This is a genomic window from Methanobrevibacter sp., assembly GCF_017447225.1.
Taxonomy (GTDB): Archaea; Methanobacteriota; Methanobacteria; order Methanobacteriales; family Methanobacteriaceae; genus Methanocatella.
This window is the reverse complement of sequence record NZ_JAFSNZ010000019.1, coordinates 17179-28843: the sequence shown is the minus strand read 5'-3', so window position 1 is coordinate 28843 and position 11665 is coordinate 17179. Positions and strand designations below refer to the sequence as shown.

The window sequence follows — 11665 nt, the reverse complement described above, 5'->3', positions numbered from 1 at the left end:
CTAATTATAATATAATTAATTAATATAATAAATATCTTTCTAAAATTCTTTTAAATTAAAAAATAAAAATAAATATTTTATATTATTAAAAACATAGTAATAATAACAAATAAATTAAAATTTAAAACTTAATTAAAGCTTTTAAAAATTCAAAAAAAAGATGATCAGTTAACTGATCAATTGATCTAGAAAAGATCATAACGATCTAAATATGATCTTAACAAACTGGATCCAGATCCCTGATTATCATATATTTATATGAAAAAATATTTATTGGTTGAAACAATGAAATTTGATGATTGGATAACAGATGATGTGAAAAATGTTCTATTAGTAGAACCAAATTTTCCTATTCCCAATAAAAGTAGAAATCATTCAAATTTTTTACCAATAGGACTTTTAAAAATTGCTAGTTATTTGCGAAATAAATCAATTAATGTTAAATTAATTAGATTTGATGAAAAAAATAATACAGATTTATCGCAAATGACATTTGACTTACCAGAAGAGGAAGAATTTATTCCAGATTTAATATGTGTTACTTCAATATTTACTTACTGGTCAAAATATGTAAAAAATGCTGTTTTTTATTATAAAAACAAATATAAAGATGTACCAATATTAGTTGGAGGAATTTATGCCTCATTAATGCCAGAACACTGCAAAAATTACACAAAATGTGATGATATAATATTAGGATATATTGAGGGTGCTGAAGATATAATTCCGGCATATGATTTAGTTGATGTAGACTACCAAATATTACACACAAGTAGAGGATGTATACGCAAATGTGGATTTTGTGGAACTTACATCATAGAACCCGAATGGAACTGCAAAAAATCAATAAAAAATGAAATAATTAAAAAAAAATTAATATTTTATGATAATAACTTATTAGCTAACAAATACATTGAAAATATTCTTAGTGAATTAATAGAACTAAAAAATAATAAAAAGATAACATATGTAGAATCACAATCCGGATTCGATGGAAGAATTTTAAGAAAGAATCCGAAATTAGCTAAAATGCTAAAAAGTGCAGGTTTCAAAAATCCGAAAATAGCTTGGGACTATGGAATCAAACAAGCCCCAAAAATTAAGGAACAAATAGATATTTTAATTGATGCTGGATTTGATGCGAAAGAAATATCTATATTTATGATATATAATTACGAACCCTGTTATGAAGAAATGGAAGAAAAAAGAGTAAAATGTGCGGAATGGGGAGTTCAAATAACTGATTGTAGATACAGGCCATTAAATTCAACATACGACAATTATAGTCCCCATAAAACTAACGGACAAACAGGAAAAGATTACTATATCCACACAAAAGAAGGATGGACAGATAAAAAAATTAGAAAATTTAGACGTAATATTCGTAGACATAATATATGCATGAGACATGAAGTTGATTACCACTCATCAATATTAGAACGAAAACAAATTAGTAAATCATTATCACAAAAATATCGGAAAATGAACTATGAAGAAGTTAAAGAGTATTTACCAGACGCATGGACCCCATTTAAATTCCATGACTCCTCAGAAGAAGATTATTTTAAATATAAACCAAAATCATAAAAAATTATCAAATTTTTCATTTAACATTTCATAATTGACAATAAATTCTATATTATCCGATACATCCATTAATGTATTGAACATTTTTTTCCATCCCTGACCATCCGTTACCCATATAAAGGTGATACCAACATCATCCAAATCTTTTTGGAGTTCTGAATATGCATGAGCTACTTCAATAGGTTTACTTCCAGTAGAATTATAAAAATTACATTCAAAAGCCAAAATAGGAATATCCTTTTTATATATTACATAGTCAAATCTCTTCTTACGATTAATTGCTATATTACTATCTTCTTTAACAAGATAATAATTATCTAAATTTTTTATTTTCTCATTTAAACTAAAACCAACAACATCTTCAAAAACATGACCGCTCCTATTTTTTCTAGCATTCGTATCTAAACCCACTTCAGTCCCAACCAGGTACGAATATAAATCATCAATATTATTAAATAAATTTAATAAACCAGTATTTATTGAAAATTCAACGATATCATCCAAATCATAATTTTCACTTTTAAATTCAATTAGTTTAGAAGTTTTATCTGCCATATCCAATAAAGGCACATCTTTAAATCTAATTGCCAAAATAGATGGCAATAATGGAATAACTTCAGGATATTTGGAAATTATTTCACGAAATTTTGATTCTAAATTATTTTTAGAAATTTTATTTAAACTATTCAAAATATTTATTTCAACAATCGAATCTTTTAAATTATTAAACACCTTGTCCCAATCAACATAAAACTCATAAGTATGATTCGATATTAATAATTTATCTAAAAAATCTCTAGAATAATCATCCATTGAATTATAACCCAATTTTGAAAAATTTACCATGAATAAACCTCTTTAATAATTAGTAACCAGTATTTCTTTCACATTACCTCTCTTTTTTCCATCCCTGTTAATTGAACGTTTAGCTTTAACAAGATTTATATTAAAATTACCATATAACTCATCAAAAAATCCATCATCACAATAAGAATTACTTAAAATAGCTTTAGCGCCAATTTTTGTTATATCATCATAGTAATTAGCTAAATCTCTTTGATCATCATCATTGAACCCAAATTTAGAATAACTTGTAAAATTTGAAGAACTAGATATTGGCCTATAAGGAGGATCTAGATAAACTAATGAATTTGAATTAATAAAATTTTTAGAAAATAAAAATGAATTACAAATAATTTTTGTGTCTTTTAATGCTAATGCACAAGATTTAATATTATTTTGATCAAAAATTTTAGGATTTTTATATTTTCCAAAAGGAACATTAAATTCCCCTTTTTTGTTTAATCTAAATAAACCATTAAAACACGTTTTATTCATGAAAATCATCCATGAAGAACGAGTAACATATTCATCAGAAGAATATTTTTCATAATCAAAATATGGAATACTTTCATTGAAATTCTTTCTAATATTAAGATAAAACTCTTTTCTATCCTTTGAACTATAAAACTGATCTTTAATATAAAATAATTCCTCAATTAATTTTTTATAATCCTTTTGAATTGTTTTATAAACTAAAATAAGTTCTGAATTAATATCTGATATATAAGATTCCTTAACATCAAAATATGACATTAAGTCAAAAAATAGTGCCCCCCCCCGATAAAAGGTTCACAGTAATTATCAATTTTTTTAGACTTAATTATGTCTTCAGGAAATCTATTTTTAATTTCATTAATTAATTGAGTTTTACCTCCAGCCCATTTCAAAAAGGGTTTAGCATTAATTACAATATCTCCATGAAGATTTTTTTGTGAACCATCCATAAGAACACCAAACATGATAATTATTACTATTTTGATCTCCCTATTAAATATGTTTTATGGAATAAAAACCAATATTAATGATCCATATTTTAAAAAAGAAATTAATAAGGATCAAATTAAAAAAATAACATTAATAAAATAGTTTATGAAAAAATACCGATCATACAAACATAAAAAATAAAAATAATAAATAACAATCGATCTTGTTTAAAAATAACCATATTCCTCAAATTTCTACAATAAATTTATATAAATCAAAAGTATAAATTAATATGATCATAATGAGTGTAAATGCATATTTAATTAAAGATCTTACAATACAAACTACTGATGAAGAGATAATTATAAAAAAGATTCTTGAAAAAACACCAACATTCAATTTATCCCACCACAATAAAATATTCCAATTATTTCAAAAACATAACTGTGATAACATTAATGATGATTTAACTGGAGAAATATCAATTGATAAAGAAACCTGGGAATTAATATTAAACAAATTAATTAATAAACAATACTCTAACGAAGAATTAGATATAATTACAAAAATATCCTCCGATTTAAAAAATAAAGATTACATTATTTATGAATGTTTTTAAGGAAAAATTATCCACCAACAGTAATTTTATGAATATTTTAGTGCTCTGATTTTTTAAAAATTTTAACATATTATTTAAAAGTTATAAAAAGCAAAATACAATTAAAACGGAGGATAAAATGATCAAACTGAACAAGAAATACGTTTTCCACATCCCACAATACAAGTTTGAAAACGACAAACTAATAGCTATCGACACTGAAAAACTCATAGAAGAATTCATATCCACTTTAAACGAAAACGGCTACACAAGCACTTATCTAAGCGATGTCAAAAGCTATTACAAAAACAAATCATATACAGAAACCTTAATTACACTTTTCACAACACAGGAAAACGAACCGGAAAAACTCTTCAGGCAATTTTTCCATAAAAACAACTCCATCCTTAAACAGGAAGCTTTCGCCTATGAATGCGAAGATAAGATGTTTATTGAAGATTTGGATGATTAATCCCTGTTCAGCAACTGCCAGATTTTCCAGACGGATTTTCTGTTCATTTTTGAAATTGCCCGTTGTGTTGGGATTTTCATCGGGCAGACATCTTCGCAGGCTGTTGACTTGACGCAGTGAGAAAAGAAGTGTTTTTTATAGTTATTTTTAATGTTTTTCAAATGTTTTTCATCACTTTCCTGATTCACCAGTTTTGATGCTGAGACTGCCAGGTGTGCTCCTGCAAAGTCTCCCAATTTATAGTTTGGGCATACTTCACTGCAGCATCCGCACATGAGACAGAGTGACATTTCATATTCAAAGTCCAAATCCTGCCCATCATATTCACAGTCATTTTCAAGCCATATTTCGCAGTCATTAAGGACATCAAAAAGTATGGATCTGTCTACTTTAAGGTCTTTTATCAGCGGAAATTTGGATAGTGGTTCGATTGTGATTTGATCATATTCTATGACCATTCTTTCTTCGTTTAGAAATGTCTTGCATGCGAGTCGTGGCTGTGAGTTGATAAGCATTGCGCATGCGCCGCAGATTCCCTGAAGGCAGCTGCAGGAATATTCAATGGGTGCATCCAGTCTCTCAATTAATGTGATGACGGATATGTTCAGCTCCCCATTGTATTCAAATATCTGATAATCATCACCGGTTTTGATTTTCACTTTCATCTTATCACTATTTTTCCATTCTCATATGTTACAAATGTAGCTTTTTCGTAGTTCTTATCACTTTGCGGGTAGTCTGTTCTTTGATGTGCTCCTCTTGATTCCTTTCTTGACAGTGCTGATAGAATGCTTGCTTTTGCCAGAATCTTTAAAAGCCGGACTTTTTGACAGTCATAGTATTTTGCATTGACATTGGTATCCAAATCATTTAACCTTTCAAGACCTTTTTTAAGGCCTTCTTCATTTCTATATATTCCCATCGATTCATTCATGATATCTGAAATTTCACCTAAAGCATGTGACAGGGATTCATCACCATTAACGTATAAATCCACCTCATCATCAACTGCAGTTACAGGATTACCCTCAACTTTTTCCAAAACCGCATTTTGAGCGCAAATGAGTCCTCCGTGAACGGCTCCGAGAAGTGAATTTCCACCCAACCTGTTTGCGCCGTGGTACTGGCATGAGCATTCTCCTGCAGCATATAATCCTTTGATGTTGGTTCTGTGATTTTCATCTGTGAGAATTCCTCCCATGAAGTAATGTGGTGCCGGAAATACTGGAATCGGACTTTCAAGCGGATTCAGATTCAGATATCTGTTGCATATTTCCCAGACCTCATCCAGCCTGATTTTAACCGTATCCTCATCAAGATGTGTCAAATCAAGGAAAACTTCCCTTTTTCCGCCGTCAGAAACATTGTAAATGCTTCTTGAAACAACGTCTCTCGGCATCAAATCTGCAAGTTCAGGATACATCTCTTTCATGAAGTAGTGTCTTTGACCGTCTCTTTCAACAAAGAGCCTTCCTCCTTCTCCACGGGCGGCTTCTGTTATGAGCATTCTTTTCAGGGAAGTTGAAACAGTTGTCGGGTGATACTGAACCATTTCAAGATTTGCAAGCTCAACTCCCTGAGTAAATAGCTTTGCGGTGGCAAATCCGTCGTTTTGCACAGATCCAAGGATTTTGCCGAATAGCTGATTGTATCCTCCCGTGGCGATGATTACTGCATCACCGGTGAATGATTTTATCTCCTGAGTGTCCTCATGTATGCAGTTGACACCGCAGCATTCGTTTTTATCCGTAAAAATCAGGGATAAAAAGCGATACCCGACAAAACGTTTAATCTTTCCTTCAGATTCCCTTTTTCTGCATGCGTTTACAAGAGCGGATACAATCTGTTTTCCTGTTCTTGAGCCTGCATAGGCTGTTCTTTTTTTCTTTTGGCCGCCGAAGTTTCTCAAATCAACACTGCCGTTAGCGTCACGTGTGAAACTGGTTCCTATCCTTGAAAGCCAGTCGATAATTCCGGGTGCGTCACGAGTTAACATTTCCACGGCTTTTCTGTTGTTTATTTCACATCCACCATTAATTGTGTCTGTGAAATGCTCTTTAACAGAGTCGTTTTCGCCTTTTGTGTCTAATGCGGCATTAATTCCGCCCATTGCCATTACTGACTGTGAGCGTTCGGAATAATCCGGCGATATTAATGAAACCCTTGCACCATTATCTGATGCATGAATTGATGCAGTAAGGCCTGCAATTCCTGAACCCACCACAATAATGTCTACCATAACATGCCTCCAATGTAATATCTGAGTTCTGCTAAAACGCAAATGATGAAAATAATCATCACAGCATACTTTATTTTTCTTTTGAAATTCGAATGAGCATCTTTTGCCTCAAGAAAACCCAGTGATATCATGAATTTCGGGACTGATACATTAAGATGCACTGCAATTGATGCAAAAAGAAGCGTGTCAACTATAAAGTGATATAAATCGATATCTGTAACAGAACCGATGGAGTATCCCACAATATGCAAAGCCGCAAAAATTATTATGAAAATCCCTGAAATCATCTGGCGAAGCGTATCTGAGTTTAAATCAGCATACTTTTTAAGCGTACCTGATTTGTCCTTAAAGTAAAGATAAAGACTGATTATGATATGAGCCGCTACAGGATAAAAGAGACGCCTTCCTGTAATTTTAAAATCAGGAGAATAAGCGGTAATCCCATATAAAAAGAGTAATGACATTAGGCCGTGAATTAAAAGCATGGCCGCAATGACAACAACAAGCAGAGTGTTAATTTTTCTAAGGCTAATCATCATATCACATTTTTAGTTAATTTTTGATGTATTCTCACGGCAGATGAAACTAAAGCACATACAGTAATGAATATTGCCAATACAAGAATTGTGAAGCGGTCATTAATAAAGACTGCAAATATAGGAAATGCATAAAACATCAAAGCCACAAAATGGCCGAATTTTTCATAACGTAAAGTGTCGCCTGAAGTTTTGAAAAACTCAACGAGTTTCAATATTATCACAGCGAGAAACCATACAGGAATCAGATTAATTAAAACCAGCGCAAAGGTTGAAATCATTATGAAGATAAAATCGCAGCACACATCCAATTTCGCTCCTTCATCAGATGAAAGACCGTATTTTCTTGAAAGCCAACCATCACCAACATCAGATATTGCAGTTAACAGAAAAATAACAATTAAATATGCATTATTTAAATCAAAAAGAACACCATACATGAATAATAATCCAAATAGTATTCTGGAACATGTAACACTGTTAATCAAAAATCTGTTCATGAAAATCATTTATCTTTAAATTATTGGAAAAGTTCAAATTAAGTTTATATCAAAGTCAGTATATATAATTTATCAAATCCTCAATGAAAGTACGCTTTTAAGCTCCTCATTGGTCATCTCAGTTAAGAATGCCTCATCATTTACAATGGATTTACTGGCCAAGTCAACCTTGTGTTTGCTTATCTCGTCAATTGTCTCCTCAAGAGTACCTTTAGTGATGAACCTGTACACCATCACGTCCTTTTCCTGGCCGATTCTGTGGACACGGTCTGTTGCCTGGTTTTCGACTGCAGGATTCCACCACAAGTCATAATGAATTACATTCTGCGCAGCAGTTAAATTAAGACCTGTTCCTCCGGTTTTTAGGGTTGCGACAAATATTTTATAATCATCATTTTCCTGAAAATCATCAATTATGCGGGTCTTTTCCTTTAAAGAAAGAGACCCATGCAAAAAGAGAACTTCGGTTTTGAACTTTTTGGAAATCAGATCCTGAATGATTTTTCCCATCTCGACGTACTGGGTAAATATTATGACCTTCTCGCCGTTATCCAGAATATTGGCTAAAATCTCAACAAGCAATTCCATCTTGCCGGATTCGGAAATCTTCGGCTTTTTGATGTCAAGAAACTGTGCGGGATGGTTGCATGCCTGCTTTAAGGCAGTCAATATTTTTAAAATAATCCCTTTTCTCTGTATTCCCTTGGAGTTTTCAATGTCAAAAAATATCTCATCAAGAATTGCATTATACAAAACAATCTGTTTTTTGGTTAAAGAACAGTAGATGTCGTTGACGAACTTTTCAGGCAATTCCTTTTTAATGTCGCCGTCGCTTTTAAGACGCCTCATGACAAATGGCCTTGCAATTCGGCGAAGATTATCGAGAACCTCCTCATCCTCCAATTTCTCAATCGGCACGACATAATCCCTTTTGAAATCATCCTTTGATGACAAATACCCCTCGTTTACAAAGTCAAATATTGACCAGTAGTCCATGAGGCGGTTTTCAATCGGAGTACCTGTTAAAGCCACCTTTACAGATGCCTTAACACTTTTTATGGCACGAGTCTGTTCAGTGTTCGGGTTTTTGATGTTTTGAGCCTCATCAATTACACACAAAAGCCAGTCGTTGTCAAACAAATCCAGGTCAAGACGCACAACACCATAGGAAGTCAGTATTATATCATACTCCTCAACAGGATATGTCCTTCCTGGCCCGTGATAGATGTAGTATGTCAAATCGGGAGTGAACTTGTTTATTTCATTTTCCCAGTTTGAAAGAAGGGTCGGCGGAACGATAATGAGCGTCGGGCGTGAGTCGAATTTAGCCTGCTCCTTAAAGTACAGTATGGCTGCAAGAATCTGTATGGTCTTTCCAAGCCCCATGTCATCTGCCAGAATGGAACCGAAACGGTATTTGATGTTCTGGACAAGCCAGGAATAGCCGATTTTCTGATAGGGCCTCAGCTGACCTTTCAATGATTTCGGCTCATCATAGACAATTGTCTCGTTGACAAGCTTCTTGAACCTTTTGTAGTCTTGAGGAGTTTTGGGATTCATTGTTATTGTATTGTTTTTTAGGCAATATTAATCTGATGATAATTTAAGAAAAAACTTTTCTAATTGAAAAGACAAAGTAAACAACAGGTGAAAAAATATGAATATAGCAATTCTCGGCGCTACAGGAAACTTTGGAATCGCCCTGACCTCAAAGCTGCTTGCATTTACAGACCACAAACTGACTCTGATTTCAAGAAATGCGGGAAGCAAGTTTGAGGACAACTACAGAATACATGCGAAAAATGTCGATGCAACAAATGTCAGAGCCCTTAAAAAGGCATTGGAAAATCAGGACTTGGTGTATTGTGCAATTGCAGGAGACTACATCCCAGTCATTGCAGACAATATCATCAGCTGCGAACCGAAAAGGTTTATTTTCATGACAACCGTCGGAGTCTACAACGAGCTTGAAAATGCAAAACATTTAAATGTTGACAACGAGCCTTTACAGATTCCGAACCAGTATGCGGTCAATCTGATTGAAGAAAGTGATGTTGACTACACCATATTCAGATTAGGCCTTCTGGAAAACGGTGACGAGGATGACTATGTAATAACTGAAAAGGGAGAGGGTGTCAAGACCCATAATACGACAGCTGAATCTGTGATGAAGATTGCCATGGAAATAATCGATAATCCTGAATTATACTCCCGCAAAAGCATCAGCATCACTAAAAAATAGTTGAAAGGGAAAAATCCCTCACAATAATGGTAAATTTAAGACTTTCTTTTATTCTCACATTCTTTTTTGAATGATTCAAGTAATTCTTCCAAACTCTCCTCCAAAGAAGGCAAATCATTATAATCCTCAGGAGGCTTGGCAGAATATATTTTAGGTGGTTTTCTAGGTTCAATACGTTCACCAAATCCAAACATAATATCACCCCAACAATTATCTAAATTCTCACACATATTCAAAAATAACTGACACAGTTAAAAAAAAATGTATGGAAGGGAAAAATCCCTCACAATAATGGTTAATTTAAGACTTTCTTTTTTTCTCACATTCTTTTTTGAATGATTCTAGTAATCCTTCTAAGCTCTCCCCCATAATCAAATCTTCATAATCTTCAGGAGGTTTAGCATAACGAAATTCTAATGGTTTTTTAGGCTTAATACGTTTACCAAATCCAAACATAATATCACCTTTAATTATACTTTATGATAAATTTTATTTAAAATTTTTCATCAAAATATTCCTCTTTTTCAATCCATACAAATCCATCTAATTTTGATATCACACCAACATTTATTTCACCACCAACAATATTCAATTCTTGAGAAACCTTAAATCTCAATGAAGTTATTTCAACTAAAAGTTTAACCATTTTTGCCATTTCTTCTTTAGAAAGCAAACTCATTGATTCTAAAAAATTATTAAAAAAATATTCTTTTCCAAATTCAAGATAATTCAAAAAATTATGATTTTGAGTAATTAACTGGGATTTAAAATCATTAACCTTCTTCAAAACATTGTTAATACTACCTTCAGAAAGATTATTTTCAAAATCAATGAATTCAAGAAAGTTATCTAAAAAATCATTCAAAAAAATAAGATGAGATATGCTGATAAAATCATGAAATTCAGGACGAATACCATCCAAATAACCTAAAATTACATCAGTTTGAGCAAAAGGAACAATAATATTGTATTCATAACATAACTCAGATTGTTCATTTGAAATTTCAATATTGCCATCATTATTAACCACCATATCAAAATTCATATATGAAGGAAAATTATCATATTTTCCAAACCCCATAATTACAATTCCTGTCGAATATAAACATAGCTGATGGAAAAAATAATTTTTAAAGGCTTTCCATTTGCCTAAACCTAATTCTTTTTTTAGAATTTTAAAATAATGGTCATATTGAGAATATTCCTCCAATTTCAAAACAAAATATGGTATTTCCAATCCCAAGTAGTATTGAATTTCAGAATCTATTTCTTCATCATTCAATCTGGCGAAATATTCTGTTATTTCTTTTTTGAAAATATCCAGGCGGGACTCAATATCCTTTTTGAAATTATGTTTTGGAGTGTTTTGAGCTAAAAAGTCTAAAAATAATGATTTTACTTTTTCAATATTGTCTGTTTCATCAAAATTTGTTGTATTGATGAAATCTGCAATCAGATTTTCCATAGGAATATTTTCAAAATTCGCTGATCCATACATCATTATTGCCATCGGAAAATTATCTATTGGAAATAATTTGGTGAAACCATTTGCCGTTTTTTGTCTGTTAATCGTTACTGCACTGTCTACTGCAATAGCAATAGAATTTCTATTCATAGCCAATATCTCTGTTGTCATTAATTAACACCCAATAATAGTAAATCAAGTAATAATTTAAAACAAGCATTATAAATACTTTATTGATTTTTTAAAGCAATATTGACCT

General features: G+C 32.0%; 13 protein-coding genes and 1 pseudogene. 4 read left to right on the top strand and 10 right to left on the bottom strand.

Going from position 1 to position 11665, the window contains the following annotated elements; all coding sequences use genetic code 11:
* The first annotated feature begins 285 nt into the window (after nucleotides 1-285).
* The gene (locus tag IJQ68_RS01740) at nucleotides 286-1587 is read left to right on the top strand and encodes a cobalamin-dependent protein (protein ID WP_292796155.1); all 1302 of its coding nucleotides are present in this window, start codon (nucleotides 286-288) and stop codon (nucleotides 1585-1587) included.
* Here the strand turns inward: IJQ68_RS01740 and IJQ68_RS01735 are convergent.
* Nucleotides 1582-2433, bottom strand: coding sequence for a type II restriction endonuclease (locus tag IJQ68_RS01735; RefSeq protein ID WP_292796153.1), 852 nt, complete (start codon nucleotides 2431-2433; stop codon nucleotides 1582-1584). The genes IJQ68_RS01740 and IJQ68_RS01735 overlap by 6 nt on opposite strands.
* A 12-nt stretch (nucleotides 2434-2445) precedes the next feature.
* A pseudogene (locus IJQ68_RS01730) lies at nucleotides 2446-3374 on the bottom strand (DNA adenine methylase).
* 281 nt (nucleotides 3375-3655) lie between these two features.
* Here IJQ68_RS01730 and IJQ68_RS01725 point away from each other — a divergent pair.
* Both IJQ68_RS01725 and IJQ68_RS01720 read left to right on the top strand, forming a co-directional pair.
* Nucleotides 3656-3973, top strand: a complete 318-nt coding sequence (locus IJQ68_RS01725; protein ID WP_292796150.1) for a hypothetical protein — start codon at nucleotides 3656-3658, stop codon at nucleotides 3971-3973.
* 118 nt (nucleotides 3974-4091) lie between these two features.
* The gene (locus IJQ68_RS01720; RefSeq protein WP_292796147.1) at nucleotides 4092-4424 is read left to right on the top strand and encodes a hypothetical protein; all 333 of its coding nucleotides are present in this window, start codon (nucleotides 4092-4094) and stop codon (nucleotides 4422-4424) included.
* Here the strand turns inward: IJQ68_RS01720 and IJQ68_RS01715 are convergent.
* From IJQ68_RS01715 to IJQ68_RS01695, 5 genes are all read right to left on the bottom strand, one after another.
* Nucleotides 4421-5089 (bottom strand): 2Fe-2S iron-sulfur cluster-binding protein, encoded by a 669-nt coding sequence (locus IJQ68_RS01715; protein WP_292796145.1) that lies wholly within the window; start codon nucleotides 5087-5089, stop codon nucleotides 4421-4423. The genes IJQ68_RS01720 and IJQ68_RS01715 overlap by 4 nt on opposite strands.
* Nucleotides 5086-6663, bottom strand: coding sequence for an FAD-binding protein (locus IJQ68_RS01710; protein ID WP_292796142.1), 1578 nt, complete (start codon nucleotides 6661-6663; stop codon nucleotides 5086-5088). The genes IJQ68_RS01715 and IJQ68_RS01710 overlap by 4 nt, the downstream gene beginning before the upstream one ends.
* A complete protein-coding gene (locus tag IJQ68_RS01705) occupies nucleotides 6657-7199 on the bottom strand; it encodes a hypothetical protein (protein WP_292796139.1) in 543 nt (180 codons plus the stop codon). Before IJQ68_RS01705 ends, IJQ68_RS01710 begins: the two co-directional genes overlap by 7 nt.
* On the bottom strand, nucleotides 7199-7699 hold the full coding sequence (locus IJQ68_RS01700; protein ID WP_292796138.1) for a CDP-alcohol phosphatidyltransferase family protein: 501 nt from the start codon (nucleotides 7697-7699) through the stop codon (nucleotides 7199-7201). Before IJQ68_RS01700 ends, IJQ68_RS01705 begins: the two co-directional genes overlap by 1 nt.
* Nucleotides 7700-7771: 72 nt before the next feature.
* Nucleotides 7772-9259, bottom strand: a complete 1488-nt coding sequence (locus tag IJQ68_RS01695) for a DEAD/DEAH box helicase (RefSeq protein ID WP_292796135.1) — start codon at nucleotides 9257-9259, stop codon at nucleotides 7772-7774.
* Between the two features lie 97 nt (nucleotides 9260-9356).
* Between IJQ68_RS01695 and IJQ68_RS01690 the strand changes: the two genes are divergently transcribed.
* Complete coding sequence (locus IJQ68_RS01690) at nucleotides 9357-9941, top strand: NAD(P)H-binding protein (protein WP_292796133.1); 585 nt, start codon at nucleotides 9357-9359, stop codon at nucleotides 9939-9941.
* 35 nt (nucleotides 9942-9976) lie between these two features.
* On the opposite strand, the gene IJQ68_RS01685 is transcribed toward IJQ68_RS01690, so the two are convergent.
* From IJQ68_RS01685 to IJQ68_RS01675, 3 genes are all read right to left on the bottom strand, one after another.
* A complete protein-coding gene (locus IJQ68_RS01685; RefSeq protein WP_292796130.1) occupies nucleotides 9977-10135 on the bottom strand; it encodes a hypothetical protein in 159 nt (52 codons plus the stop codon).
* A gap of 106 nt (nucleotides 10136-10241) precedes the next feature.
* A complete protein-coding gene (locus tag IJQ68_RS01680; protein ID WP_292796128.1) occupies nucleotides 10242-10397 on the bottom strand; it encodes a hypothetical protein in 156 nt (51 codons plus the stop codon).
* A 37-nt stretch (nucleotides 10398-10434) separates the two neighbouring features.
* Nucleotides 10435-11577 carry a hypothetical protein gene (locus IJQ68_RS01675; RefSeq protein ID WP_292796125.1) on the bottom strand — a complete coding sequence of 381 codons (1143 nt, stop codon included), beginning with the start codon at nucleotides 11575-11577 and terminating at the stop codon, nucleotides 10435-10437.
* Nucleotides 11578-11665: the final 88 nt, after the last annotated feature.

Bases quoted from the DNA above. Each gene is read 5' to 3' on its own strand.
- IJQ68_RS01715 (WP_292796145.1), bottom strand. From the start codon at position 5,089: ATGAAAGTGAAAATCAAAACCGGTGATGATTATCAGATATTTGAATAC.
- IJQ68_RS01740 (WP_292796155.1), top strand. From the start codon at position 286: ATGAAATTTGATGATTGGATAACAGATGATGTGAAAAATGTTCTATTA.
- IJQ68_RS01685 (WP_292796130.1), bottom strand. From the start codon at position 10,135: ATGTTTGGATTTGGTGAACGTATTGAACCTAGAAAACCACCTAAAATA.
- IJQ68_RS01710 (WP_292796142.1), bottom strand. From the start codon at position 6,663: ATGGTAGACATTATTGTGGTGGGTTCAGGAATTGCAGGCCTTACTGCA.
- IJQ68_RS01700 (WP_292796138.1), bottom strand. From the start codon at position 7,699: ATGAACAGATTTTTGATTAACAGTGTTACATGTTCCAGAATACTATTT.
- IJQ68_RS01720 (WP_292796147.1), top strand. From the start codon at position 4,092: ATGATCAAACTGAACAAGAAATACGTTTTCCACATCCCACAATACAAG.
- IJQ68_RS01675 (WP_292796125.1), bottom strand. From the start codon at position 11,577: ATGACAACAGAGATATTGGCTATGAATAGAAATTCTATTGCTATTGCA.
- IJQ68_RS01680 (WP_292796128.1), bottom strand. From the start codon at position 10,397: ATGTTTGGATTTGGTAAACGTATTAAGCCTAAAAAACCATTAGAATTT.
- IJQ68_RS01690 (WP_292796133.1), top strand. From the start codon at position 9,357: ATGAATATAGCAATTCTCGGCGCTACAGGAAACTTTGGAATCGCCCTG.
- IJQ68_RS01695 (WP_292796135.1), bottom strand. From the start codon at position 9,259: ATGAATCCCAAAACTCCTCAAGACTACAAAAGGTTCAAGAAGCTTGTC.
- IJQ68_RS01705 (WP_292796139.1), bottom strand. From the start codon at position 7,199: ATGATTAGCCTTAGAAAAATTAACACTCTGCTTGTTGTTGTCATTGCG.
- IJQ68_RS01735 (WP_292796153.1), bottom strand. From the start codon at position 2,433: ATGGTAAATTTTTCAAAATTGGGTTATAATTCAATGGATGATTATTCT.
- IJQ68_RS01725 (WP_292796150.1), top strand. From the start codon at position 3,656: ATGAGTGTAAATGCATATTTAATTAAAGATCTTACAATACAAACTACT.